20 protein-coding genes are annotated in these 24297 nt (G+C 71.7%); 15 read left to right on the top strand and 5 right to left on the bottom strand.

All coding sequences use genetic code 11. The features are described from left to right. The first annotated feature begins 30 nt into the window (after positions 1–30). The 4 genes from ABH931_RS31635 (at position 31) to ABH931_RS31650 (ending at position 5096) form a co-directional block, all read left to right on the top strand. The gene (locus tag ABH931_RS31635) at positions 31–1593 is read left to right on the top strand and encodes a lysine N(6)-hydroxylase/L-ornithine N(5)-oxygenase family protein (RefSeq protein WP_370120943.1); all 1563 of its coding nucleotides are present in this window, start codon (positions 31–33) and stop codon (positions 1591–1593) included. A 32-nt stretch (positions 1594–1625) separates the two neighbouring features. Then, complete coding sequence (locus ABH931_RS31640) at positions 1626–2480, top strand: carbon-nitrogen hydrolase family protein (protein WP_370120946.1); 855 nt, start codon at positions 1626–1628, stop codon at positions 2478–2480. A gap of 12 nt (positions 2481–2492) precedes the next feature. Beyond that, positions 2493–4619: an ATP-dependent DNA helicase gene (locus tag ABH931_RS31645; protein ID WP_370120949.1), complete on the top strand. Its 2127-nt coding sequence runs from the start codon at positions 2493–2495 to the stop codon at positions 4617–4619. Positions 4620–4790: 171 nt separating this feature from the next. Continuing rightward, a complete protein-coding gene (locus ABH931_RS31650; RefSeq protein ID WP_370120951.1) occupies positions 4791–5096 on the top strand; it encodes a hypothetical protein in 306 nt (101 codons plus the stop codon). 81 nt (positions 5097–5177) lie between these two features. On the opposite strand, the gene lexA is transcribed toward ABH931_RS31650, so the two are convergent. Beyond that, complete coding sequence (lexA, locus tag ABH931_RS31655) at positions 5178–5870, bottom strand: transcriptional repressor LexA (protein WP_370120954.1); 693 nt, start codon at positions 5868–5870, stop codon at positions 5178–5180. A gap of 564 nt (positions 5871–6434) precedes the next feature. Between lexA and nrdR the strand changes: the two genes are divergently transcribed. From nrdR to ABH931_RS31675, 4 genes are all read left to right on the top strand, one after another. Beyond that, positions 6435–6917, top strand: a complete 483-nt coding sequence (gene nrdR / locus ABH931_RS31660; protein WP_370120957.1) for a transcriptional regulator NrdR — start codon at positions 6435–6437, stop codon at positions 6915–6917. 137 nt (positions 6918–7054) lie between these two features. Further along, positions 7055–9964: a vitamin B12-dependent ribonucleotide reductase gene (locus ABH931_RS31665; RefSeq protein WP_370120960.1), complete on the top strand. Its 2910-nt coding sequence runs from the start codon at positions 7055–7057 to the stop codon at positions 9962–9964. Positions 9965–10558: 594 nt separating this feature from the next. After that, positions 10559–11191 carry a histidine phosphatase family protein gene (locus tag ABH931_RS31670; protein ID WP_370120963.1) on the top strand — a complete coding sequence of 211 codons (633 nt, stop codon included), beginning with the start codon at positions 10559–10561 and terminating at the stop codon, positions 11189–11191. A 42-nt stretch (positions 11192–11233) separates the two neighbouring features. After that, complete coding sequence (locus ABH931_RS31675; RefSeq protein ID WP_370120966.1) at positions 11234–11533, top strand: YciI family protein; 300 nt, start codon at positions 11234–11236, stop codon at positions 11531–11533. Here ABH931_RS31675 and dapA read toward each other — a convergent pair. Together dapA and ABH931_RS31685 are read right to left on the bottom strand one after the other, a co-directional pair. Beyond that, entirely contained in the window at positions 11509–12414 is a 906-nt protein-coding gene (gene dapA / locus ABH931_RS31680; RefSeq protein ID WP_370120968.1) for a 4-hydroxy-tetrahydrodipicolinate synthase, read from the bottom strand. The two genes, ABH931_RS31675 and dapA, sit on opposite strands and share 25 nt — an antisense overlap. 104 nt (positions 12415–12518) lie before the next feature. After that, positions 12519–14090 carry a DHA2 family efflux MFS transporter permease subunit gene (locus ABH931_RS31685; protein ID WP_370120971.1) on the bottom strand — a complete coding sequence of 524 codons (1572 nt, stop codon included), beginning with the start codon at positions 14088–14090 and terminating at the stop codon, positions 12519–12521. 193 nt (positions 14091–14283) lie between these two features. Between ABH931_RS31685 and ABH931_RS31690 the strand changes: the two genes are divergently transcribed. The 3 genes from ABH931_RS31690 to ABH931_RS31700 all read left to right on the top strand — a co-directional run bounded on the left by ABH931_RS31690 (position 14284) and on the right by ABH931_RS31700 (position 16491). Then, positions 14284–14931 (top strand): TetR/AcrR family transcriptional regulator, encoded by a 648-nt coding sequence (locus tag ABH931_RS31690; protein WP_370120974.1) that lies wholly within the window; start codon positions 14284–14286, stop codon positions 14929–14931. A gap of 54 nt (positions 14932–14985) precedes the next feature. Continuing rightward, entirely contained in the window at positions 14986–15669 is a 684-nt protein-coding gene (locus ABH931_RS31695) for a ribonuclease HII (protein WP_370120977.1), read from the top strand. A 288-nt stretch (positions 15670–15957) separates the two neighbouring features. Continuing rightward, positions 15958–16491 carry a hypothetical protein gene (locus tag ABH931_RS31700; RefSeq protein ID WP_370120980.1) on the top strand — a complete coding sequence of 178 codons (534 nt, stop codon included), beginning with the start codon at positions 15958–15960 and terminating at the stop codon, positions 16489–16491. Positions 16492–16573: 82 nt separating this feature from the next. Here the strand turns inward: ABH931_RS31700 and ABH931_RS31705 are convergent, their stop codons facing one another. Next, on the bottom strand, positions 16574–17239 hold the full coding sequence (locus ABH931_RS31705) for a hypothetical protein (protein ID WP_370120983.1): 666 nt from the start codon (positions 17237–17239) through the stop codon (positions 16574–16576). Between the two features lie 215 nt (positions 17240–17454). Next, positions 17455–19671 (bottom strand): DEAD/DEAH box helicase, encoded by a 2217-nt coding sequence (locus tag ABH931_RS31710; RefSeq protein WP_370120986.1) that lies wholly within the window; start codon positions 19669–19671, stop codon positions 17455–17457. 191 nt (positions 19672–19862) lie between these two features. Between ABH931_RS31710 and ABH931_RS31715 the strand changes: the two genes are divergently transcribed. The 4 genes from ABH931_RS31715 to ABH931_RS31730 all read left to right on the top strand — a co-directional run bounded on the left by ABH931_RS31715 (position 19863) and on the right by ABH931_RS31730 (position 24164). Beyond that, positions 19863–21065 carry a DUF4192 domain-containing protein gene (locus tag ABH931_RS31715; protein ID WP_370120989.1) on the top strand — a complete coding sequence of 401 codons (1203 nt, stop codon included), beginning with the start codon at positions 19863–19865 and terminating at the stop codon, positions 21063–21065. Between the two features lie 43 nt (positions 21066–21108). After that, positions 21109–21855 (top strand): NUDIX domain-containing protein, encoded by a 747-nt coding sequence (locus ABH931_RS31720; protein WP_370120992.1) that lies wholly within the window; start codon positions 21109–21111, stop codon positions 21853–21855. Between the two features lie 109 nt (positions 21856–21964). Continuing rightward, on the top strand, positions 21965–23080 hold the full coding sequence (locus ABH931_RS31725) for an ATP-binding cassette domain-containing protein (protein WP_370120995.1): 1116 nt from the start codon (positions 21965–21967) through the stop codon (positions 23078–23080). A 226-nt stretch (positions 23081–23306) separates the two neighbouring features. Beyond that, a complete protein-coding gene (locus ABH931_RS31730) occupies positions 23307–24164 on the top strand; it encodes a hypothetical protein (RefSeq protein WP_370120998.1) in 858 nt (285 codons plus the stop codon). Positions 24165–24297: the final 133 nt, after the last annotated feature.

Below are 24297 nucleotides of genomic sequence, written 5' to 3' on the forward strand. Positions count from 1 at the left end.
CCTTCTCTCATCGTTCGAAAGAGCCAGCCCGTGGATCCCTCACGTTCCCCGGTCGGAGACGGCGCCCCCCGCCGACCGGAAGCCTCCGACACGCCCTTCGGCGCACCTGCCCCGGTCCACGACCTCGTCGGCGTGGGCCTCGGCCCGTTCAACCTCTCCCTGGCGGCCCTGGCCGACCGCGTGCCCGGCCTGAGATCGGTCTTCCTGGAGGCCAAACCGGAGTTCAGCTGGCACCCCGGCCTGATGATCGAGGGCGCCAGGATGCAGGTGCCCTTCCTGGCGGACCTGGTCTCCCTGGTCGACCCGACCAGCCCCTGGTCGTTCCTGGCCTACCTGCGCGACCACGACCGGCTCTTCCCGTTCTACTTCTCCGAGCAGTGGCACCTGACCCGGCGTGAGTACGCGGACTACTGCCGCTGGGCCGCCACCCGACTCCCGAACTGCCAGTTCGACAGCCCCGTCAAGGCCGTCCGCTGGAACACGGAGCGGGAGCTCTTCGAGGTGGAGGTGCCGGGCCACGAGCCCTACCTCGCGCGCCATCTCGTTCTCGGTGTCGGAACCGAACCCGTCGTCCCCCCGGCCTTCACCGAGCTGCTGGCCACCGCCGGACCGGTGCTGCACTCCGGCGAGTACCTCACCTCTCCTCGCTCACCCCTGACGCTGGCGCGGGGCACTGACAACGACGGCGGGCTGGGCGTCCTCGACGACATCACGGTGGTCGGCTCGGGACAGTCCGGCGCGGAGGTCTTTCTCGACCTGCTCCGGCGCCGGGGTCCCGTCGGCGGTCCGCGGCTCCGCTGGATCACCCGGAGCGCCGCGCTCGCGCCCATGGAGTACTCCAAGCTGGGCCTGGAGCACTTCACCCCGGACTACACCCGCTACTTCCACACCCTGCCGGAGCCGGTGCGCGACGCTCTCGTGCCGCGTCAGTGGCAGCTCTACAAGGCGGCCAGCGCGGAGACCCTCGCCGCGATCCACGAGGCCCTCTACGAGCGCAGCGCGGTGGGCGGCGGGCCGGATGTCGAGATCGTGCCGGGCACCGAGGTCCTCGCGGCCCGGCGCGGACCCCACGGCGGGCTCGAACTCGACTGCGCGCACCCGCAGTCGGCCGCCCAGTACACCCTGCGCACCGACCTCGCCCTGCTCGCGACCGGTTACGTGGCACGACGCCCGGCCCTGCTCGATCCCGTGGACCACCTCGTGGACTGGGACGCCAAGGGCCGGTACCGCGTCGACCTGGACTACCGGGTGGGTCTGTGGCCTGAGGTCACCGCCGGCCTCTACGTGCAGAACGCCGAACTGCACACCCACGGTGTCGGCACCCCGGACCTGGGCCTCGGCGCCCACCGGGCGGCCGTCATCCTCAACGCCGTCTGCGCGCAGGTGCTCGGCCGGCCGGTGCACCGGCTGCCCAGGGCCACCGCCTGGACCACCTTCGGCCGTCCTGACAGCGCGCGTGACCTCGCGGCCGACCGGCTCCTGGTCCCGGCGGTGGACCACCAGGCCAGGGCCGGTCGCGGGCGTACCCCGACCGCGAGGGAGCACGTGGAGCACTCCGCCCCTGAAAGACCCGCAGCCCTGGTTCACCCCTGACATTTCGGGGTTCCGCCAGTACGCTCCACGCCATGGATGATCTTTCCCCGCTGCCTGCCGCCCCGCTGACCGTGGCCGCCGGACAGGCCGCGTGTGCGCCCCTGGACCTCGTCGCCAACGCGGCCACCGCCGCCGACCTGGTCCGCCGCGCCGCCGATCGCGGCGCCGACCTGCTCGTCCTGCCGGAGCTCTTCCTCACCGGCTACGAGCTTCCCGGCCTCACCGCCGACCCGGGCCGCCACACCACCGGCGCAGCCGACCCGCGCCTCGACCCCCTGCGCGAGGCCTGCGCCGCCACCCGCACCGCCCTCGTCGTCGGCGCGCCGACCCGCACCGAGGAGGGCGAGGTGCGCATCTCCGCGCTCGCCTTCGACCGTGACGGCAGTCTGGCAGCCACCTACGACAAGCAGCACGCGACGCCGAACGAGCGCGCGGCCGGCATCGCCCCCGGAGCCTGCGGCGCCACCCTGCTGCTCGACGGCTGGCGGCTGGGGCTCAGCATCTGCTTCGACTCGTCCTTTCCCGAGCACGCCCGTGCCGCCGCACTGGACGGTTGCCACGCCTACCTGAACGGCGCGATGTTCAGCCCCACGTTCGTGGCCAAGGCGGGCGGCTTCCTGTTCCCGGCCCGCGCGATGGACAACACCTCCTACACCGTGCTGGCCAACCACTGCGGGCCCAGCGGCCCCTACGTCGGCGGCGGTCACAGCGCGATCTGGGGTCCGCTGGGCGAACTGCTGGCCGACGCCGGCACGGCCGATCCGGGCCTGGCCGTCGCCGAGTTCTCCCCGAGGGCGTTGCGCACGGCCCGCGAGGAGGAACCCGTGCTGGTGGATCCGGGCCTGACCGCACCCGTCCGGCAGCGATTTGTCAGTGGTGCCCTCTAGGGTGGGAGGGCCATGAGTGACAGCATCCTTGAGCCCGCCCCGGCCGATTCCGGCACCACCCCCGCCCCGGCCGACGCGGCCGGCCCAGACGACGCCACCGACGCCACCGGTGCGGCTGCCTCTGATGTGGGAGGCCCCTCCCGCATCCGGGAGCTGCTGCACGCCGCCGTGGCAGCGGTGGGCGGCGTCGAGAGGCCCGGCCAGGTCGCGATGGCGGAGGCCGTCGCCGCCGCGGTGGACAACGGCGAGCAGTTGCTCGTCCAGGCCGGCACGGGCACGGGCAAGTCGCTCGCCTATCTGGTCCCCTCCCTCGCCCACGGCGACAAGGTCGTCGTGGCAACGGCCACGCTGGCGCTCCAGCGCCAGCTGGTCGAGCGTGATCTGCCGCGCACGGTCGAGGCGCTGCATCCGCTGCTGCGGCGCAAGCCCACCTACGCCATGCTCAAGGGCCGCTCCAACTATCTCTGCCTGCACCGCGCCCACGAGGGCGCGCCCAGCGACGACGAGGACGGGCTCTTCGACCCCGCCGAGGTGCTGGGCGGGCCCAGCAGCAAGCTGGGCCAGGACATCGTCCGCCTGCGCGACTGGGCCGACGAGACCGAGACGGGCGACCGCGACGACCTCTCGCCCGGTGTCTCCGACAAGGCGTGGCAGCAGCTGTCGGTGAGCTCCCGGGAGTGCCTCGGCGCCACCAAGTGCCCCTACGGCGGGGAGTGCTTCGCGGAGAAGGCGCGTGAACGGGCCAAGCTCGCCGACGTCGTGGTGACCAACCACGCACTGCTCGCCATCGACGCGCTGGAGGGCGCGCCGGTGCTGCCGGAGCACGGTCTGCTGGTCGTCGACGAGGCGCACGAGCTGGTCTCCCGGGTCACCGGTATCGCCACCGCGGAGCTCACCACGACGGCGGTCAACCGCGCCGTCAAGCGGGCGGGCAAGCTCGCCAACGAGAAGGCCGTCGACAAACTCCAGGCCGCGGCGGAGAACTACCACGGCTTGATGGAGATCGCCGACGGCGGCCGCGTCGAGGAGCTCCCTGAGAACCTGTACTTCGCGGTGGCGGCGATCCGCGAGGCCGCCCGCGAGGTGATCACCTCGCTGGGTGAGATCCGCGACCGCGGCGTCACCGACGAGGACGCCGTGCGCAAGCAGGCCATGGCCTCGCTGGAGACGATCCACGACACGACGGACCGCCTGCTGGAGGGCAGCGTCTACGACGTCGTGTGGATCGACCGTAACGACCGCTTCCTGGCGGCACCGGCCTCGCTGCGCGTCGCCCCACTGAGCGTCTCCGGCCTGCTGCGGGAGAACCTCTACACCGAGCGCTCCGTCGTGCTGACCTCCGCCACCCTCAAGCTGGGCGGGGACTTCACCGGAGTCGCCGCCTCGCTCGGCCTCTCCTCGACGGGGCGCGACGACGTGGGCGAGACGCTCGAGGGTACGACGGCCGTGCCGGTCTGGCGCGGCCTCGACGTCGGATCGCCGTTCGACTACCGCAAGCAGGGCATCCTCTACGTCGCCCGGCACCTTCCGCCGCCCGGGCGGGACCCGGAGCGCCCCGAGATGCTGGACGAGCTTGCCGACCTGATCGGTGCGGCCGGCGGCCGCACGCTCGGCCTCTTCTCCTCGATGCGGGGCGCCCAGGCGGCGGCGGAGGCACTGCGGGACCGCGTCCCCGGGGAGATCCTGCTTCAGGGCGAGGACACACTGGGGGAGTTGATCAAGCGCTTCTCCGCGGACGCGGAGAGCTGCCTGTTCGGCACGCTCTCACTGTGGCAGGGGGTGGACGTGCCGGGCTCGGCCTGCCAGCTGGTCGTGATGGACCGCATCCCGTTCCCGCGTCCGGACGACCCGCTGATGAGCGCACGCCAGAAGGCGGTCGAGGAACACGGCGGCAACGGCTTCATGGCGGTGGCGGCCACCCATGCCGCGCTGCTGATGGCCCAGGGCGCCGGCCGGCTGGTCCGCTCGGCGGCCGACCGCGGGGTCGTAGCCGTTCTCGACTCCCGCCTCGCGACGGCCCGTTACGGCGGCTTCTTCCGCTCGTCGATGCCGGAGTTCTGGTACACCACCGACCGCAACCAGGTCCGTCGTTCCCTGGCCGCCATCAACGCCTCGGCAGCACCCGTACGGCCGCGGTAGTGGAGGAGTCCGCCCGGGCCTTCGATTCGCCGGACGCAGGCCCGGGGCGGCCGTAGCATCGCCGCGTGTCGATGACCAGGACAGGGGTACCGGCCGAGGCGTACCTGGGCGGCCCTCTTGCGCTGCGCCACGCCGTTCGGCTGACCTTCGCGGCGTCGGCCTGTGGCGGCGGTGACCGGGTTCGGGGTCTGGTTCTACCTGGCCGTGTCGGCCTGGGAGGGCGCACACCCCGACGCCGACGACCACGGAGTGGCGGTGTTCGTGGGGTTGATGCTGGTGGTGGGGAGCGGTTTCTGCGCGCTCCGCTGGCTGCTGCCGGCTGTGCTGCTCGTGCGTGGCCCGCCCGCCGGCGCGCGCCGCGGGTGCGGTGACGCCGCGGGTGCGGTGACGGAGGGCACCGGCGTCGCCGGGATGATCCTGTCCAACCGCCGCGGATGTGTCAGGTCTCTCAAGGCCCGGCCGCAGCGTGCCGGGTAGCCCCAGCAGCAGAAAGCGGGCCGTCGTGTCGCGCTCCGACGGCCCGTTGGGTGGTGCCGTCCATCAGGACGGCACCCGCCACTACAGTCGACGGAGCACGGCCACGACCTTGCCGAGAATCGTCGCGTTGTCGCCCGGAATGGGCTCGTACGCCGCGTTGTGCGGCATCAGCCAGATGTGTCCGTCCTCGCGCTTGAGGCGCTTCACCGTGGCCTCGCCGTCGATCATCGCGGCGACGATGTCGCCGTTCTCGGCGACCGGCTGGCGGCGGACGGTGACCCAGTCGCCGTCCATGATCGCGGCCTCGATCATGGAATCGCCGCTGACCTTCAGTACGAACAGCTCACCGTCGCCGACGAGCTGCCGGGGCAGCGGAAAGACGTCCTCGACGGACTGCTCGGCAAGGATCGGGCCACCGGCCGCGATCCGGCCGACGAGCGGCACGTAGGAGGTGGCCGGACGGCCGCTGTTGGCCTCGGGGACCGGGCGGGCGACCTCCATGCCGCGCACCTCGTAGGCACGCGGACGGTGCGGGTCGCGGCGCAGAAAGCCCTTGCGCTCCAGCGCCATCAGCTGATGGGCGACCGAGGAGGTGCTGGACAGGCCCACGGCCTGGCCGATCTCCCGCATGCTCGGGGGATATCCGCGGCGCTGGACCGAATCGCGGATGACCTCGATGACGCGGCGCTGGCGCTCGGTCAGCCCCGCCTCGTCGGTACGGATGCCCGGCGGGCGCCCCGGGAGCGCGCGTGCGGGGCTTTCTTGAATATCCAAGGAGTGTCCCGAGGAGTGCGTGGTGGAAGCGCCGCTAGCCTGGTCCGGAACGAGCCCGGAAGCGAGGTTTCGCGTGTCTTCCTGGGTGGCGAACTGGGAGCGTTCCTGCACCGGGACGGTGCTGCTTTCTGCGATGGTCACGGCGGCCCCTCTCTACCTACGGACGTTCTCCCTTGAATAGGCCAACGGTAGGTCCTATCGAAAGGTTGCGCCAAACACACGTTCGAGTGAATTATTGCCAGAAACCCTGACCTGATCAAGGTTCAGGGTGTATTTCCTACTCGCTCGTACGATCGCTTGTTCGAGTCGAATCCTCTCACGGATCACCTCCGGATGTGGTCGAAACCCCCTCCTGCGACGCCCCTCGACAGGCCCGAGAACGCCCTTCCGCGACGCCTCGCGACTGACCTGCACCGATCTCGAAGCGTGAACCGGCCGACACGACACGCGGTGGCGCGTCGGTACGTGACACACCAGATCTAGTGGTTAGATAGGGGACCGCAGCCCACAGATTGTGGTCTGCCTCGGAGCGAGCAGCGGCCACAGTCAGGAGGGGAGCGGGACATGCACTGCCCCTTCTGTCGCCACTCGGACAGCCGGGTCGTGGACTCCCGTACCACCGACGACGGCAGCTCGATCCGACGCAGGCGCCAGTGCCCCGACTGCAACCGCCGGTTCACGACGGTGGAGACCGCCGCCTTGATGGTGGTGAAGCGCAGCGGGGTCACCGAGCCCTTCAGTCGCGACAAGGTGATCAGCGGAGTGCGGAAGGCCTGTCAGGGCCGGCCCGTCACCGAGGACGCCCTGGCGCTGTTGGGCCAGCGGGTCGAGGAGGCCGTGCGCTCCACCGGGAGCGCCGAACTGTCCGCTCATGACGTGGGTCTGGCCATACTGGGCCCGCTCAGGGAGCTGGATGTCGTGGCCTACCTCCGGTTCGCCTCGGTCTACCGGGCCTACGACTCACTCGAAGACTTCGAGGCCGCCATCGCCGAGCTCCGTACCGAGCTTCCCGGTGAGCGGTCCCCCGTGCCCGCGCCCACGCCCTGACCCTCGGCACGTTCCAGGGTGCGCGCGGCACCACATCGGCACCCTGTGCCGATCTGTACGACATGAACCAAACGAACCAGCAGGCGACCCCGGGAAGCAGCGGGGCGCTCAGGGCGTTTGCCCAGGAGGAGGCGGCAATGACAGACACCACGAGCGGCTCCCGCGCCGGCCGGAACGGAGCGGCCAAGGGCAAGGCCGACGCCAAGCCCAAGGCGGGCGCCGGGCTCACGGTCGCGCGCATCTTCACCACGCCGGGGGTGCACCCCTACGACGAGGTGACCTGGGAGCGCCGTGACGTCGTCATGACCAACTGGCGTGACGGCTCGATCAACTTCGAGCAGCGCGGCGTCGAGTTCCCCGACTTCTGGTCGGTGAACGCGGTCAACATCGTCACCAGCAAGTACTTCCGCGGCGCGGTGGGCACCCCCCAGCGCGAGTGGAGCCTCAAGCAGATCATCGACCGCGTGGTGAAGACCTACCGCGCCGCCGGTGAGAAGTACGGATACTTCGGCACCGCCGCCGACGCCGAGGTGTTCGAGCACGAGCTGACCTACGCCCTCCTCCACCAGGTCTTCTCGTTCAACTCGCCGGTCTGGTTCAACGTCGGCACCACCCAGCCCCAGCAGGTCAGCGCCTGCTTCATCCTGGCCGTCGACGACTCCATGGAGTCGATCCTCGACTGGTACAAGGAAGAGGGCATGATCTTCAAGGGCGGCTCCGGCGCCGGCCTGAACCTCTCCCGCATCCGCTCCTCCAAGGAACTGCTCTCCTCGGGCGGCAACGCCTCGGGTCCGGTCTCCTTCATGCGTGGCGCCGACGCCTCCGCCGGCACCATCAAGTCCGGTGGCGCCACCCGCCGCGCGGCCAAGATGGTCGTGCTCGACGTGGACCACCCGGACGTCGAGGCCTTCATCGAGACCAAGGTGAAGGAGGAGGAGAAGATCCGCGCGCTGCGCGACGCGGGCTTCGACATGGACCTGGGCGGCGACGACATCACGTCGGTGCAGTACCAGAACGCCAACAACTCGGTGCGCGTCTCGGACGAGTTCATGCAGGCCGTCGAGAAGGGCGAGCAGTTCGGTCTGCGCGCCCGGATGACCGGCGAGGTCATCGAGACCATCGACGCCAAGGGCCTGTTCCGCAAGATGGCGGAGGCCGCGTGGGCCTGTGCCGACCCGGGCATCCAGTACGACTCGACGATCAACCACTGGCACACCAGCCCCGAGTCCGGCCGCATCAACGCGTCCAACCCCTGCTCGGAGTACATGCACCTGGACAACTCCAGCTGCAACCTGGCCTCGCTGAACCTGATGAAGTTCCTCCGCGACGACGACAGCTTCGACGCGGTGACCTTCGCCAAGGTCGTCGAGCTGGTCATCACCGCGATGGACATCTCCATCTGCTTCGCCGACTTCCCGACCGAGAAGATCGGCGAGACCACCCGTGCCTTCCGCCAGCTGGGTATCGGCTACGCCAACCTCGGCGCCCTGCTGATGGCCACCGGTCACGCCTACGACTCCGAGGGCGGCCGGGCGCTCGCCGGCGCCATCACCTCGCTGATGACCGGTACCGCCTACAAGCGCTCCGCGGAGCTGGCCGGTGTCGTCGGCCCGTTCGACGGCTACGCCCGCAACGCCGAGCCGCACCAGCGCGTCATGCGCCAGCACGCGGAGGCCAACGACGCCGCCAAGCGCATGGACGACCTGGACACCCCGGTCTGGGCCGCGGCCACCGAGGCCTGGCAGGACGTCGTCCGCATCGGCGCGAAGAACGGTTTCCGCAACGCGCAGGCCTCCGTGCTGGCGCCGACCGGCACCATCGGCCTGATGATGGACTGCGACACCACCGGCGTCGAGCCCGACCTGGCCCTGGTCAAGTTCAAGAAGCTCGTCGGCGGCGGCTCGATGCAGATCGTCAACGGCACCGTGCCGCGGGCGCTGACGCGTCTGGGCTACCAGGACGAGCAGGTCGAGGCGGTCGTCGCCTTCATCGCCGAGAACGGCAACGTCGTGGACGCCCCCGGCCTCAAGCCGGAGCACTACGAGGTCTTCGACTGCGCGATGGGCGAGCGCTCCATCTCCCCGATGGGCCACGTCCGGATGATGTCCGCGATCCAGCCCTGGATCTCCGGCGCGATCTCGAAGACCGTCAACATGCCGGAGAGCGCGAGCGTCGAGGAGGTCGAGGAGATCTACTTCGAGGCCTGGAAGCTCGGCGTCAAGGCGCTCGCGATCTACCGCGACAACTGCAAGGTCGGCCAGCCGCTCTCGGCCAAGACCAAGTCCTCCGACTCGGCCAAGTCCGCGGCGCCCGTGGTGGCTTCGGCTCCGGTCGCGGTCACCGAGAAGGTCGTCGAGTACCGTCCGGTGCGCAAGCGCCTGCCCAAGGGCCGTCCCGGCATCACCACCTCCTTCACGGTGGGTGGCGCCGAGGGCTACATGACCGCCAACTCCTACCCGGACGACGGCCTGGGTGAGGTCTTCCTGAAGATGTCCAAGCAGGGCTCGACCCTCGCGGGCATGATGGACGCCTTCTCCATCGCGGTCTCGGTGGGCCTGCAGTACGGCGTTCCGCTGGAGACCTACGTCTCGAAGTTCACCAACATGCGCTTCGAGCCGGCCGGTCTGACCGACGACCCGGACGTGCGGATGGCGCAGTCGATCGTCGACTACATCTTCCGCCGCCTGGCGCTGGACTTCCTGCCGTTCGAGACCCGCTCCGCGCTGGGCATCCACTCGGTCGAGGAGCGTCAGCGCCACCTGGAGACCGGCTCCTACGAGCCGACCGACGAGGAGGATGTGGACGTCGAGGGCCTGGCCCAGTCCGCCCCGCGTGCCGCGGCCGCCGTCCCGGCGCCGGCCCCGGTCGTCATCCAGACCACCGCCGCCGTGGCGAGCCCCGCCCCGCACAACACCGCGGAGCTCCTGGAGATCCAGCAGGGCATCAACTCCGACGCCCCGCTCTGCTTCTCCTGCGGCACCAAGATGCGCCGCGCCGGCAGCTGCTACCTCTGCGAGGGCTGCGGCTCCACCAGCGGCTGCAGCTGATCCTGTGACCTGCGGATGAGAGAGGGAGTCGGCCATCGGCCGGCTCCCTCTCCGCGTTCCTCGGTCGGCTCAGCAGCTGACCGTCCACACTCCTGGAGCTGCGGGATGCACCGAGGCCCAGCAGGAGATGCTCCGGGCGACCTGCCTCGAGGTCCACGACCGGGCGGAGTGGACCCGGACCGCGCGTGACGCTCTCGCTGCGGACGACAACGGGATGCGGTGGCTTGCCGACCACCGGGCACCACGGTTGAGGCTGCGAGCATTCCCTGATCGACGGGCGGACGCCGAGGATCAGTGAAGGCCTGAGCCGCGACAGGAAGTCCGTGTGCCCCGGAGCCCGGCCCCGGCTCCGGGGATTCCCCGAAGTGCGAGCTGGCTGCCGCCGACTGGGGACGACAGCCGAGCTGTGCCATCGGGTGCTGCTCCGGACTCTCCCGGACGCTCCGACCGGGCTCGCGGCCCGGCCGACGCTGCTGGGGGCGACGGCTGCGGTGAGCTGCCGGGATTCGCCTCGCCTGGAGCGCCGGCGGTGGGGCAGCTCGGTGCGGTGAGACGGCGAGGCCTCGCGACGCCCGCTGGGTTACCGTGGCCGGTATGGCGCGGCCGAGGCGAATTGTCCTGATCAGACATGGCGAGTCTGAGGGGAATGTCGACGAGACGATCTACGAGCGTGTCCCCGATCATGCCCTGACCCTGACCGCGCGCGGTCGCGAGCAGGCCCGGGTGGCCGGCACGGAACTGCGGGCGTTGTTCGGCGTCGAGCGGGTTCAGGTGTACGTCTCGCCCTACACCCGGACCTGGCAGACCCTGGAACTGCTCGGGCTGGAGCCGGCCCGGATCCGCGTGATGGAGGAGCCCCGGCTGCGCGAGCAGGACTGGGGGAATCTCCAGGACGTCGACGACATCCGCCGGCAGCGGAAGCTGCGCGACGCGTACGGGCACTTCTACTACCGCTTCACCCAGGGGGAATCCGGGGCCGACGCCTACGACCGGGTCGGTGCCTTCTTCGAGACCCTGCACCGCAACTTCCAGCGCGCCGACTACCCGCCGAACGTGCTGCTGGTCTGCCACGGTCTGCTGATGCGGTTGTTCTGCATGCGCTGGTTCCACTGGAGCGTGGACGAGTTCGAGGCGCTGTCCAATCCGGACAACGGGGAGATGCGGACCCTCGATCTCGGGCCCGACGGCCGCTATACGCTTGATCGTCCGTTCGACCGCTGGACCTGACCGGAGGCTTCCGGAGGTCCGCATCCGGCTAGGAGCTCGCCCGTGTTCATCGTCACCCTCTCCTACACCGCCCCGATCGAGCAGGTGGACGCGCTCCTGCTGGAGCACCGGGCCTGGCTGGACGAGCAGTACGCCCAGGGCGTGATGCTCGCCTCGGGTGCCAAGGTGCCGCGGACGGGTGGCGTGCTCCTGGTCGGTGGCCTGGACCGGCCCGCTCTCGACGCGCTGCTGGCCGAGGACCCCTTCGCCAAGGGCGGCGTCGCCCGCTACGACGTGGTCGAGTTCGCGGCGACCAAGACCGCCGACTGCCTCGCCGCCTACCGGGAGCTGCCGGCGTCCTGAAGGGCCGTCCGCAGCCGGTCGAGCAGTCCTTGGCCGGCCTCGACCAGGGGCGGCCGGACGGGGCCCGCGGGCAGGCCGGCATCGGTCAGCAGGGCCTTCGCCGTGACCGTGCCGGGTGCCTCGTCCATCATCGTCTGCACCAGCGGCAGCAGCCGCTGGTGCAGACGCAGCGCTTCGGTGTTGGCCCCGCGGGCGTGAGCGTCGAGTACGGCCAGGGTCTGCCGAGGTGCGACGTTGGCGACCGTGCTGACGACTCCGACGGCCCCGATGGCCAGGAGCGGGAGGTTCAGTTCGTCCGCTCCGCAGTAGTAGTGCAGACCTGTCTCGGCGATGGTCCGGGCCACGGCGGCGAGCTCGTAGCTGACGTCCTTCACCGCGATGATCCGCGGATGCTCCGCCAGGGTGCGCAGGGTCTCGGCCGAGAGGCGGGTGCCCGTGCGGTGGGGGATGTCGTAGAGCATCACCGGGAGCGACACCGCGTCGGCCACGGCGCTCAGATGGCGCCGCACGCCCTCCTGCTGGGGGCGGCTGTAGTACGGGGTCACCACGAGGAGGCCGTCCGCGCCCGCGCGCTCCGCCGCTCGGGCGAGGGTGGCGGTGTGTGCCGTGTCGCTGGTGCCGACGCCTGCGATCACCTTGACCCGTCCGCCCACGGCCTCGACGACCGAGCGGATCAGCTGTTCCTTCTCCGTGTCGGTGGTGGTCGGCGACTCTCCCGTGGTGCCGCTGAGGACGAGTCCGTCGCAACCGGAGTCGGCGAGATGCGCCGAGAGCTTCTGTGCACCCTCGGTGTCGAGCGTCCCGTCATGGCGGAAGGGGGTCACCATGGCGGCCAGGCAGCGGCCCAGCGGGAGGGGTTCCTGGGGAGTGGTGTCGTTCATGTCCCCAGCCTGGACGGCGGTAGCCGTGAAGCACCAGCGACGATTCCTGTAGCGGACGGTTCACGGTTGCTAATGAGTCGCGCGGCCGTGAACCGTCGGCCACGTCAGGCCGCTTCGTTGCGCGGCGGCGGTTCCGGGCCCGAGCCCGGTCCCGGGTCCGAGGCCGCCGCTGAGGCCGAATCCCGGGACGTCGTCCGGGTGGTGGGCGGAGCGTCCGACTGCGCCATGAGGCCGAGGCGTTGCGGCGGCTTCATCACGAACAGGGCCATCAGCAGGGCGATGCCGGTGAAGACCAGGGACACCTGGAAGGCGGCGGTCATGCCGTGGACGAAGACCTGGTTGGGATCGTGCGCCGGCAGCAGCGCCTTGGCCTCGTTGCGCTGGGCGGTGGCGAAGACCGTCACCAGGATCGCCAGGCCGAGCGAGCCGCCGACCTGCTGGGTGGTGTTGAGCAGACCGGTCGCGGAGCCCGTCTCGTGTGGGGCGACGCCGGAGACGGCGGTCAGCATCACCGGGACGAAGATGGAGCCCATGCCGAAGCCGAAGATCATTGTCGGCCCGAGGACGCCTCCCGCGTAGCTGCTGTGCACGTCCAGCTGAGTGATCCAGTAGGCGCCGGCAGTGATCATGACCGTGCCGAGGATCATGAACGGTTTGGCGCCGAACCTGGTCTGCAGCCGTGCCGCGATCTGCGCGGCCAGGATGATCGAGAAGCTCATCGGCAGGAAGCCCAGGCCTGCGCGGATCGGACTGAAGCCAAGGATGTCCTGGATGAACTGGGTCATGAAGAAGAAGATCCCGAACATCGCGGCCGCCAGGCACAGCATGAGCACGTAGGCGCCGGAGCGGTTCCGGTTGCGGAACATCCGCAGCGGGGTGATCGGCTGCTCCGTCCGCGACTCGATCACCAGGAACGAGATCAGCAGGGCGACCGCAGCGGCGAAGGATGCCAGGGTCCAGGCGTCGGACCACCCGTCCTCGGCGGCGCGGATGAAGCCGTAGACCAGGGTGGCCATGCCGAGGGTGGAACTCAGGGCGCCGGGCAGGTCGAACCGGCCGGGGTGGCGTTCGGAGTCGTTGATGTAGAGCGGGGCCAGCAGGGCGAGGGCGATGCCGATCGGGACGTTGACGAACAGGACCCAGCGCCAGGAGAGCCAGGAGGTGAGAATGCCGCCGAGGAGCAGCCCGATCGCGCCACCCGCGCCGGCGACGGCCGAGTAGACGCCGAACGCCCGGTTCCGTTCGGGGCCCTCCTTGAAGTTGGTGGCGATCAGCGCGAACGCCGTCGGCGAGGCGATGGCGCCGCCGATGCCCTGCAGTGCCCGGGCCGCCAGGAGCATCCAGGCGGAGGTGGCGAGTCCGCCGAGCAGCGACGCGCAGCTGAAGATCAGCACACCGGTGATCAGCGTGGGTCTGCGGCCCAGGATGTCGCCGATACGCCCGCCCAGGAGCAGCAGACCGCCGAAGGTCAGCGTGTAGGCGTTGAGCACCCACGACAGGCTGGTCGAGGTGAAGTGCAGTGCGGTGGAGATGTGGGGCAGCGCGATGTTCACGATCGTGATGTCCAGCACGACCATCAGCTGCGTGGTCGCGATGACCGCCAGGGAGATGCCGGAGTGCTGGCCACGCCGGGCCTGGGCCGGAGCGCTGCGGGTGAGGGTCTTCGAAGTGGCCACGGCTCCCCCTGGGATGTGTGGCGCGGAGGCTGGATGCGGGGAAAAGGGGCTTGGAATGAACGGAGGCGTTCACTAGCCTCGACCCTAGACCCGGACAAATAGGGACACAAGACTCATAGCTCTCTAACTGGCTAGCTCTCTATCTGGCCCGGCGCCCACCAGTCAGCAACGTCATGTTCGGGGGTGCACGGCCATGCGAAGGACGACGCCCTCCGTCGCGGTCCGGCGCCGCGGCCCGGCCCTGGAGCAGGCGATCTTCGAGGCCACCCTCGAGCAGCTCATCGCCTCCGGTTACGCCCGGCTCAGCATGGAGGCGGTGGCCACGGCCGCGCAGACCGGCAAGGCCTCCCTGTATCGGCGATGGGACAGCAAGGAGCAGTTGGTCCTCGACGCCCTCAGCGCCAGCCTGCCGCCCGCCGGAGCGCCGCCGGACACCGGCGACCTGCGCACCGACCTGCTCGCCGTGCTCGCGGGGCTGCGCGTCGCCATGAGCTCCCGCCCCGGCTGTGCCGCGCGCGCGGTGATCAGTGAGCTGGACCACGAGCGGGCGGCGGCTTTCATCGGTCTCGTTCACCGCCAGATCCTGGACCCGGCGCACCTGCTGCTCCTGCAGGTGATCCGGGCGGCCGCCGAGCGCGGGGAGGTCCGCCTGGAGGTCGCGACGCCGATGGTGCTCGACCTCGTGCCGGCGATGATGATGTACCGGACCAAGACCCGGCAGGGGCGGTTCACCGAGCAGGAGGCGCAGGCCCTCGTCGACGAGGTGCTGCTGCCCGTGCTCCGGCCGCCCGGCGAGGGTCGAGGGGTCACCCGCGAGGGCCGAGGGGTCGCCCGGCCGTAGGGCTCCTCCCACAGGCGCGCCAACGGGCCCCGGCGGGGCCGTTAGGCTGAAGGCATGCCTGTGGATCCACCCTCCCATTCCGTCGAGCGCTCGCTGCGCCGGGCCGGTGCCCAGCTGGTCGCGGGGGTCGACGAGGTGGGGCGCGGGGCCTGGGCCGGACCGGTCACCGTCTGCGCCGCGATCACCGGCCTGCGCAAGCCGCCGGCCGGGCTCACCGACTCCAAGCTGCTCACCCAGCGGCGCCGTGAGGAACTCGAGCCGCTGCTCGCCAAGTGGGTCCATGCCTATGCCCTCGGTCACGCCAGCCCACGGGAGTGCGACGAGCTCGGCATGACCGCCGCGCTGCGGCTCGCCGCCGTGCGGGCACTGGATGCCCTGCCGGAGCAGCCCGACGCGGTCATCCTCGACGGCAAGCACGACTACCTCGGGGGCCCCTGGCGGGTGCGGACCGTTATCAAGGGCGACCAGTCCTGCATCGCCGTCGCCGCGGCGTCTGTGATCGCGAAGGTCCGCCGGGACGCGCTCATGGCGGAGATGGGTAGCCAGTACCCGGATTTCGCCTTCGCCGACAATGCCGGCTACCCCTCGCCGGTGCACCGGGCCGCGCTCGAACGGCTCGGTCCGACAGGGCAGCACCGACTCTCCTGGGCGTATCTGGAGGAGCTCCCCGAATGGCGGCACCTGCGGGTCCACCGCGAGCCGGTGGACGCCGGGGAGCAGCTCTCGCTCGGGTTCTGACGACGCGTCGGCAGCGGCGGGTGGCGTTCCGCTATCGAGCCCCGATGGCCTGGAGACGACCCCGAGTCTGCTTCCAGGAAGCCTGCGGATGCATGTTCGGTCATCGTCCTGTCCGGCGGGCGAACCCCCCTATCGGCTGCTCACAGGCAACGAGTAAGCTCTGGGGCGCTGTTCGGCGCTACCCAGTGCGCCGCCAGAAATCGTGCCGAGGAGCTGGAGATCCACAAGACCGACTCGGGCCAGGGCGTTCCATCCATCGACGAGACGGACCCGGTAGCCCGCACCGCCGTGACCGCAGTACCCACCCCCACCATCGTGGCCGCCACGCCGCGTCCCGGGCCCCGGCCCGGACCGACGGCCCGGCGTCCCGTTCCCGGCCCTCCGGCCGGGCCCACGCGCGCCGCCAAGCCGGGAGCCCCGGCCCGTCGGAGCGCCGAATCGCTGCCCACCCTTCCGGAGCTGCAACTGCTGCCGGCCGCCCCCGACGTCGCGCTGGACCGCGCGGACGAGGCAGTCGACCTGCTGCTCGACGCCGGTCGCACGCCCGGACAGATCCTGGTGCTGACCACTGCTGAGGCGCACCCCTGGCAGCAGCACGAGCAGTCCTTCGGCGCCGAGCGCTACTGGGCACAACTGGAGGCCGGGGATGACGTCTTCTACGCCTCCGCCCAGGACTGCCGGCCGACGCGTCGTGAGGTCGTCGTGCTCTGCGTCAACGGCGGCGACACCGGTACCGTCCAGGACGCCCTCGCGGTCGCCCTGGCCCGTGCCACGTCCTTGCTGATCGTCTGCGGGGAGACCCCGCTGCCGGCGCAGCGCTGAGAATCGCCCCCCGGCCCCGACGGGATCCGTCCGGCGGGGCCCGGGGCGTCCTCGTGGGAGGCCGCCTGGGGACGCGGGGCCGTCAGTGGGCCACTGCCTGCGCCACCGGGGCGGCCGGCATCAGCGCGGGGCGCGGTCGAGCGCTCTCGACCGCCGCCGGCGTGATCGTCGAAAGGGACGGCAGGCGTTCTCTGCTGGGCAGCTCGCTGACCGTGCTGACGGTACGGCGCACCCAGGACCCGGCTTGCGGACTGCGGCCGCGGCGGCTCTCGCCGAGGACCTGCCAGCCCTCCTCGGTCAGGGTGATGTAGGCACCGCACCGGAGGCCGTGCAGGACCGAGGCGTCCTGCAGGGCCCACATCCAGGCACCGTCCAGGTCCGTCCAGTCCGCCGGGCTGTCGCGGCACTGGAGCACCACCGTGCTGTGGGCCGGGGAGCGCCGCCGCAGGCCGTGGGGCACCACGTGCCGCAGGTGCGCGAGCAGGACGTTGCGCAGATGCCAGCCATCGGTGATCCGCTCGGGGACCACGAACGAGGCGCCGCCCACGACGCGGCCCTCACCGGACAGCACCCCCAGCACGGTGACACCGGGGTGTGGCAGGTGGATGCGGTGCAGTTCGCCCACCACGGATCGGGGGTCGAGCAGCGTGGGCAGCCCCGCGTCGGCCCAGGTGGACGGGTCGACCGAACGTGCCGGGGCTGGGGTGTGCGACTCCCCGGACAGCTTGAGGGGATGGCCGATGCTCAAGATCCTCCTTCCCCGTGCCCGGGCGCGGGCACCTCGCACACCAGCCGTGGACGGAACGTCGGGCCGGGATACCTGCCAATTCTCACGTGCTCCGCACGGACCGGCAACGGTGATCCCGCCGGAAGTGTCCCTGCTTCTGGTGATCCGACAGATAAGTCCCACTCGGCACGCCGAGGTGTCTCCACCGTTCGGCCGCCTGGGCAGCCGACACCCGGTCAGGAGGACTGTGCCAGAACCAGGGGGAGGACCGCTGGAGCGCCGGCGCGGCGCAGCAGCCGCGCCACGACCGCGAGGGTCCAGCCGCTGTCCGCGTAGTCGTCGACGAGCAGCAACGGACCGCTGAGGGCCCCGGCGCCGTCCCCGTCCGGCGCGGCCAGGGCGGCGGCCAGATCCGGCGACAGCACGAACGCGTCGTGGAGCTGCTTGAGCCGCTGGGCGCTGTTGCCGCGCCCGCCCCGTCGCGGGTCGACGCCCGCGGCGTACTCGACCTGGCCGAGCAGTGGCAGCCTGCCGATCCGGGCGATGCCCGCGGCCAGGCTCCCGATCAGTTCGGGCCTGGTCCGCGAGGCGATGGCCACGACGGCCGAGGGGCGCTGCTCCCAGGCGGAGGGCCCGCGGGACCAGTCCGCCAGAAGGGTGACGACGCCGTCGAGCACCTGGGGCGGAACGGGGGCATCGGGTGTCTCCGGAGCGAGCAGGGCACGCAGCCTGGTGCCCCAACCGATGTCCGACAGCCGCCCGAGGGCCCGCCCGGCGCCGGCCTGCTCGCCCACCGGGATCCGGCCCTTGAGCTCGACCCCGACCGCGGGCATGCCCGTCGGCCACATCCGGCGGGGCTCGATCTCGAGGCCGGGCCGGCCCAGGGCGGCCCGGGCGGCCGCGAGGGTCTCGGCGCTCACCTCGGTGGGACGGCGCCCGCCGGTGCAGTTGTCGCACCGTCCGCAGGGCGCCGCCTCGGGGTCGTCCAGCTGGCGACGCAGGAACTCCATACGACAGGCCTCCGAGGCCGCGTAGTCGAGCATCGCCTGCTGCTCGGCCACCCGGGTCTCGTTCACCCGGGCGTAGCGGGCCGCGTCGTAGGCCCAGGGCTGCCCTGTGGCGACCCAGCCGCCCCTGACCCTGCGGACCGCGCCGTCGACGTCGAGCACCTTGAGCATGGTCTCGAGCCGGGTACGGCGCAGATCGACCCTGGCCTCCAAGGCCGGGGTGGAGAGCGGCAGTGCTTCCCCCGCAGGGGTGGTGTGGCCGGCCAGCGCCTCCAGCGTCGTCCGGACCTGCGCCTCGCCGGGGAAGGCCAAGGAGGCGAAGTAGCGCCAGATGGCGGCGTCCTCGGCTCCGGGCAGGAGCAGCACCTCCGCGTGCTTGATACCGCGCCCGGCCCGGCCCACCTGCTGGTAGTAGGCGATCGGGGAGTTGGGCGACCCGAGGTGAACCACGAAGCCGAGATCCGGCTTGTCGAAGCCCATACCCAGGGCGGAGGTGGCGACGAGCGCCTTGACCCTGTTGGCCAGCAGGTCCGCCTCGGCGGCCTGCCGTTCGGCGTCCTCGGTGCGACCCGAGTAGGACGCGACCGTGTGACCGCGTTGCCGCAGGAAGGAGGTCACCTCTTCGGCGGCCGCCACGGTCAGGGTGTAGATGATGCCGGAGCCGGGCAGTTCTTCCAGCCGGTCGGCGAGCCAGGCGAGCCGGTGGGCCGGGTCGCCCAGCTGAAGGACCCCGAGACTGAGGCTCTCCCGGTCCAGCGGACCGCGAAGGACCAGGGCCTCGCCCCGGGTGCTGGGCTCCTGTGCGGGCCCGGAGTGGGTGCCGAGTTGCTCGGCGACGTCGGCGGTGACCCGCGCGTTGGCCGTGGCCGTCGTGGCCAGGACCGGAACACCGGCCGGCAGGTCCGCCAGCATGGTGCGCAGCCGGCGGTAGTCGGGGCGGAAGTCGTGGCCCCAGTCGGAGATGCAGTGTGCCTCGTCGACCACCAGCAGACCGGTGGCGGCCGCGAGCCGGGGCAGGACCTCGTCCCGGAAATCCGGATTGTTCAGCCGCTCGGGGCTGACCAGAAGGACGTCGACCTCTCCGCCGGCGATCTCGGCGTGGACCGACTCCCACTCCTCGGTGTTCGAGGAGTTGATGGTGCGCGCCCTGATGCCCGCGCGGGCGGCGGACTCGACCTGGTTGCGCATCAGGGCGAGCAGGGGCGACACGATGACCGTCGGCCCCGAACCCGCGGCCCGCAGGAGGGCCGTGGCGACGAAGTAGACGGCGGACTTGCCCCAGCCGGTGCGCTGCACGACCAGCGCCCGACGCCGGTCGACGACGAGCGCCTCGATCGCGCGCCACTGGTCCTCGCGCAGTCGGGCGTCGCCGCCGGCGAGCGAGCGCAGTACCGCGTCGGCCTGTGCCCGCACGGCGGTGCGGTCCTGGAGCTGGGTCTCATCCATGCGCTCATTGATAGTCGGCGGCGCCGACAAAGGCGAACCGGTCACCTCGAACCTGTGGAGAAACGGTTCGCGGGACCCGAAACGGCCCAAGGCTCACTCGATCGGGTGGCGGAGTTTTCCACACCCGTCGACCTGTCCACAGATTCGCGGCCGCCGGAGCAGGCCCTCCCGCGTCGGGACACGCTCGCCCCATGAACGAGCACAGCATCCCGCCGCACTCCGCGGCCTCGCCCTCCCCGTCCGATCCGCCGGTACCGGCCCTCTCCGCCTTCGAGCGTCCCGTGGTCCGGATGAGGTCTCCCGCCGACATGGCGGACGCACTGCCCTACCTGCTCGGCTTCTATCCGAGTGACAGCGTGGTGGCGCTGGGGCTGCAAGGAGAGCGCCGTCGTCAGGGTGGCTCCGTCCGCGTCGACATCCCGCCTCCCGGGGCCTGGCCGGCCGCCGCGGCGGAGGTGGTGGGTTTCCTGCTGGCGCTGTCGGAGCAGCGCGACCGGCCGCCGGACGCCGTCATCGTCTACCTCTGCCAGGACCCCGGGCCGGCGGGGAGCCCACAGGCGGTGGCGGAGCGGCTGCGTCCCCTTTCCGCGCTGCTCACCCGGGCATTCACGGCGGCCGGCGTCCCGGTCCACGAGTCCCTGTGCCTGTCGGCCGGGCGGTGGTTCTCCTACACCTGCACCGACGCCACCTGCTGCCCTCCGGAGGGGGCGCCGGTCCGCGCTCCCGGCAGTACCTCGGCCGTCGCCGCGGCGGCGGCGTTCGCCGGGATCCAGGTCCGGGGCACCCTCAGCGACATGCACCGGGAGCTGGAACCCGTGGTCGCCGACGCGGCCGTGCCCCTGCTGCACGCCTTCGAGAGGGAGATGCCGGCGATCTCCGCAGAGCTCGACCGGGAGGGAGGGCGCGAGCGGTTGCGGGAGACCACGGTCATGCTGATCGATGCCGCCGTCGTCCGTTTCCGGCACGGCGACAGCCGGCTGGACGACCGCGAGGCGGCGCGGATCGTTCTCGGCCTCCAGGACCGCCTCACCCGCGATCGAGCCGCCGAATGGCTCGACCCGCCCGATGTCGCCCATGCCGCCAGGCTCTGGCGCTACCTCGCCAGACGCTGTGTCGGCCCCTTTGCCGACCACGCGGCCGCCCCGCTCTCACTGCTCGGCTGGACGGCCTGGGTGACGGGGGACACGGTCACCGCTCGGGTGGCCCTGGGCCGGGCACTGTCCCTCGATCCGACCTACACCTTCGCCTCGCTCCTGTACGAGGCGATCAACTGCGGAGCCGTACCGGACACGCTGTGCGCCACCCTTCGGGCCGAGCGGGCGGCCCGCATCCGCAGGGGCGGCCGGCGTCGCCGCGGCAGGCTTCCTCGCTGCCTGGGCCGATCGGCCGATTGAGGGCCCACTGTTTATCGTCACAGAGACGACTAAGATGCGGCCCATGTCGCGTTACGATCCGTCGGCCTTCCCCCCTTTCGCGGTCACCGTCGACCTGGTGGTCCTGACCGTGCGCGACCATGCCCTGTGCGCGTTGATGGTCCGCCGAGGTGAACCTCCCTTCCAGGGCTTCTGGGCCCTGCCCGGCGGTTTCGTCCGTCCCGACGAGGGACTCGTCGAGGCGGCGGCCCGTGAGCTGGCCGAGGAGACCGGCCTGCGGGCGCACGGCGCCCCCGGCCAGGGGCCGGGGGTCGGCGCCCATCTGGAACAGCTCGCCACCTACGGAGACCCGCAGCGCGATCCGCGACTCCGCGTGGTGAGCGTGGCCTACCTGGCCCTGGCTCCGGATCTGCCTACCCCCAGGCCCGGTGGCGATGTCCGCAGCGCCCGCTGGGCGCCGGTCGAGGAGTTGCTCGGCCGCAAGGGGGACGACGGGATGCTGCTCGCCTTCGACCACAGCGCGATCCTGGCGGACGGAGTCGAGCGTGCCCGGTCCAAGATCGAGTACTCGGCGCTGGCCACGGCCTTCTGCCCCACGGAGTTCACCGTCGGCGAGCTGCGCCGGGTGTACGAGTCCGTTTGGGGCGTGCAGCTGGACCCGCGCAACTTCCACCGGAAGGTCACGGGCACGCCGGGCTTCCTGGTCCCGGCCGGCGGCACCACGACACGTCAGGGCGGCCGACCTGCGCAGTTGTTCCGTGCCGGGGGAGCCATGGTGCTGAACCCGCCGATGCTGCGCCCCGACAGCTGACGCCGCGGGGCGCCGACGCCCACGCGCCGTATCGGTCAATCCCACGCAAAGTAACCATGTCGGTCTATCGTGCTGGCGTTGGGGGTGACCAGCGCGGAGGTGCCCGACCGTGGCTCAGACTGTCCAGACCCAGGCCGACGAGGCCGCCCGGAGCCGGCAGGTGCGGCAGGGCCACCACCCGTTCCAGGCGATCGGACTGACCAAGGCCGGGCGGCGGGGTCGGCCGCCCGCGGTGCTGGACCTGTCCTTCGACGCCCGGGCAGGTCAGGTCACGGTCCTGCTGGGCCCGGAGGGCTCCGGGCGCACCACGGCCCTGCGCCTGGCACTCGGCCTCGAGCGGGGACAGGGCGCGGCCCTGTTCCACGGACGCCCCTATCGGCGGCTGTCCCGGCCGGAACGCGAGGTCGGCGTGGTGCTCGGCGAGGCCGACCGTCCCGCGGGCCACCCCGGGCGCAAGGCCCGGGCGCACCTGCGGATGATGGCGGCCGCCGCGGGCGTCCCGGCGCGCCGGGCCGATCAACTGCTGGAGCAGACCCGCCTCGGACCGGCGGCCGAGCACCGGCTGCGCACCTTCTCGCCCGGGATGAACCGTCGCCTGCAGCTGGCGCAGGCGCTCCTGGGCGACCCCCGCACGCTCGTCCTCGACGAGCCCACCGAGGGCCTCTCGCCCAAGAACGTGGAGTGGTTCCACGCTTTCCTGCGGGCGTTCGCGGCCGGCGGCGGGGCGGTGCTGGTGACCTTGCGCAGCCCGCAGCAGGCGGCCCAGCTGGCGGACCGGGTGGTCACGCTCGACCTCGGTCGGCTGCTGGCGGACCAGCCGGTGGAGGAGTTCCGGCGCACCAGGCTGCGCGACGAGGTGTCCGTCCGTGGCCCGCAGGTGTCCCGTCTGGCAGACCTGCTGTCGGCCAACGGCGCGACCGTCCGCCACGACGGCGGCAACGTGATCGCCGTCGAGGGCGTGGCCCGGACCGAGATCGGTGAGCTGGCCTTCCGGCATGGCATCCTGCTCCACGAGCTGGCCGACCAGGTCGTCGAGCACGCCCCCACGCCCGGGCCGCGTCCGCCCGAACCGGCCGGAGCGACCCTTGCTCGGGCGACGGTTGCCGTGGGCCCGGGAGAGACGGTCACCGCGCAGGTGATCGTGCCCGCCGCGAGTGCCGACGTGCTGCCCGCACGTCGTGAGCCGAAGGTCGGCGGCCCCCTCTTCGCCGACGAGGACGGCTGACCGGGACACCTGGCGAGGGCGGAGCCCCTGGGGCCCGGCGATGGCCCGGTGAGGGCCCGGCTGCGACCACCGAGCCCGGACGCCGCGCCTATGAGCGCGGAGCACGCCACCACCCCCCTGCGCCCGTCCGAGGACGGGCAAGAGCCCTGGCACGACCGCGACGGGCAACGGGCGACGGGCCGGCAGCGACGGGCTGCCGGCGACGCGCAACCGGCGACGAGAACGAGTGACGGACAACGAGAGCGAGCGACCCGTGCACGCACTGACCTATGAGCGCCGACGCCTGGCCGGGGTGCGATCGACCTGGCTGGTCCCGGCCGTGGTGCTGGTCACCAGTGCCACCGTGGCGGCGCTGACGCTGCGACAGACCGCGGCGGCGGGCTCGCCGTCGGCCGATCCGGTGCGGGTGCTGACGGCGGGCCTGCCGCTGCTTCCGCTCCCACTCGCGGCGCTGGGCGCCGGCGTCGTCGGGGCACTCTCGGCCGGTCACGAGTTCCGGCATCCCGCACCGCTCGCGCTGCTGCGTCCGCTGCGACGGCGGCTGGCGCTGCTGCTGGCCAAGCTGCTCACCGTCGGGGTCTTCGCCGCACTGCTCGGGGTGGGCACCCTCGCCCTGGACGCGGTGGTGCTGCACGTCGGGAACCGCGCGCTGGCGGTGCCGTTGGAGTCCGCCGCGTTCCACGGCCATGTGCCGCCTGCCCTGGGCGGCTACCTCGCGCTGGTCGTGGCCGGGGGCTGGATCGGCCTGCTCGGGGCCGTGCTGCTGCGCAGCGCCGCCGCAGGGATGCTCGTGCTGATCACCATCCCGGTGCTGATCGAGCCGGTCGCCTCGGCCCTGTTCGGGCAGTCCGCGGCGGGCGCCGCCACCGCCACCGCCACCGCCACCGCGAGCCCGGCGCCGGCCTTCCGCTGGGGCCGGCTCTTCCCCGTGGACGGGCACCACGCCTGGCTCTACGGGGCCCTGACGGGACTGCACAGCGGGACCACGGTCTCCGACGCCGGGCTCGCGGTCGCGGTGGCGGCGCCCGTCGCGGTGCTGCTCCTCGCCTACCTGGTGCTGCTCCCGCGCCGGAGCGCCCTGTGAGCCGTCGAGGGGTCGCTTGAGCCGGCGGTTCGGGACCGGTGGCGGCCGTTCCGGGGCGTGTCAAGGGCACGTCGAGGCGCGCTGTGGCATGCCCAGGGCACAGATGGGCAATAACTGCCGATATGGCGTCAAT

Source organism: Streptacidiphilus sp. MAP12-33, from assembly GCF_041261265.1.
In the GTDB taxonomy this organism is placed as follows: Bacteria; Actinomycetota; Actinomycetes; order Streptomycetales; family Streptomycetaceae; genus Streptacidiphilus.

Excerpts from the sequence above, each read along its gene's own strand:
- ABH931_RS31640 (WP_370120946.1), top strand. The coding sequence starts at position 1,626 with ATGGATGATCTTTCCCCGCTGCCTGCCGCCCCGCTGACCGTGGCCGCC.
- ABH931_RS31645 (WP_370120949.1), top strand. The coding sequence starts at position 2,493 with ATGAGTGACAGCATCCTTGAGCCCGCCCCGGCCGATTCCGGCACCACC.
- nrdR (WP_370120957.1), top strand. The coding sequence starts at position 6,435 with ATGCACTGCCCCTTCTGTCGCCACTCGGACAGCCGGGTCGTGGACTCC.
- ABH931_RS31665 (WP_370120960.1), top strand. The coding sequence starts at position 7,055 with ATGACAGACACCACGAGCGGCTCCCGCGCCGGCCGGAACGGAGCGGCC.
- ABH931_RS31670 (WP_370120963.1), top strand. The coding sequence starts at position 10,559 with ATGGCGCGGCCGAGGCGAATTGTCCTGATCAGACATGGCGAGTCTGAG.
- dapA (WP_370120968.1), bottom strand. The coding sequence starts at position 12,414 with ATGAACGACACCACTCCCCAGGAACCCCTCCCGCTGGGCCGCTGCCTG.
- ABH931_RS31690 (WP_370120974.1), top strand. The coding sequence starts at position 14,284 with ATGCGAAGGACGACGCCCTCCGTCGCGGTCCGGCGCCGCGGCCCGGCC.
- ABH931_RS31695 (WP_370120977.1), top strand. The coding sequence starts at position 14,986 with ATGCCTGTGGATCCACCCTCCCATTCCGTCGAGCGCTCGCTGCGCCGG.
- ABH931_RS31710 (WP_370120986.1), bottom strand. The coding sequence starts at position 19,671 with ATGGATGAGACCCAGCTCCAGGACCGCACCGCCGTGCGGGCACAGGCC.
- ABH931_RS31715 (WP_370120989.1), top strand. The coding sequence starts at position 19,863 with ATGAACGAGCACAGCATCCCGCCGCACTCCGCGGCCTCGCCCTCCCCG.
- ABH931_RS31720 (WP_370120992.1), top strand. The coding sequence starts at position 21,109 with ATGTCGCGTTACGATCCGTCGGCCTTCCCCCCTTTCGCGGTCACCGTC.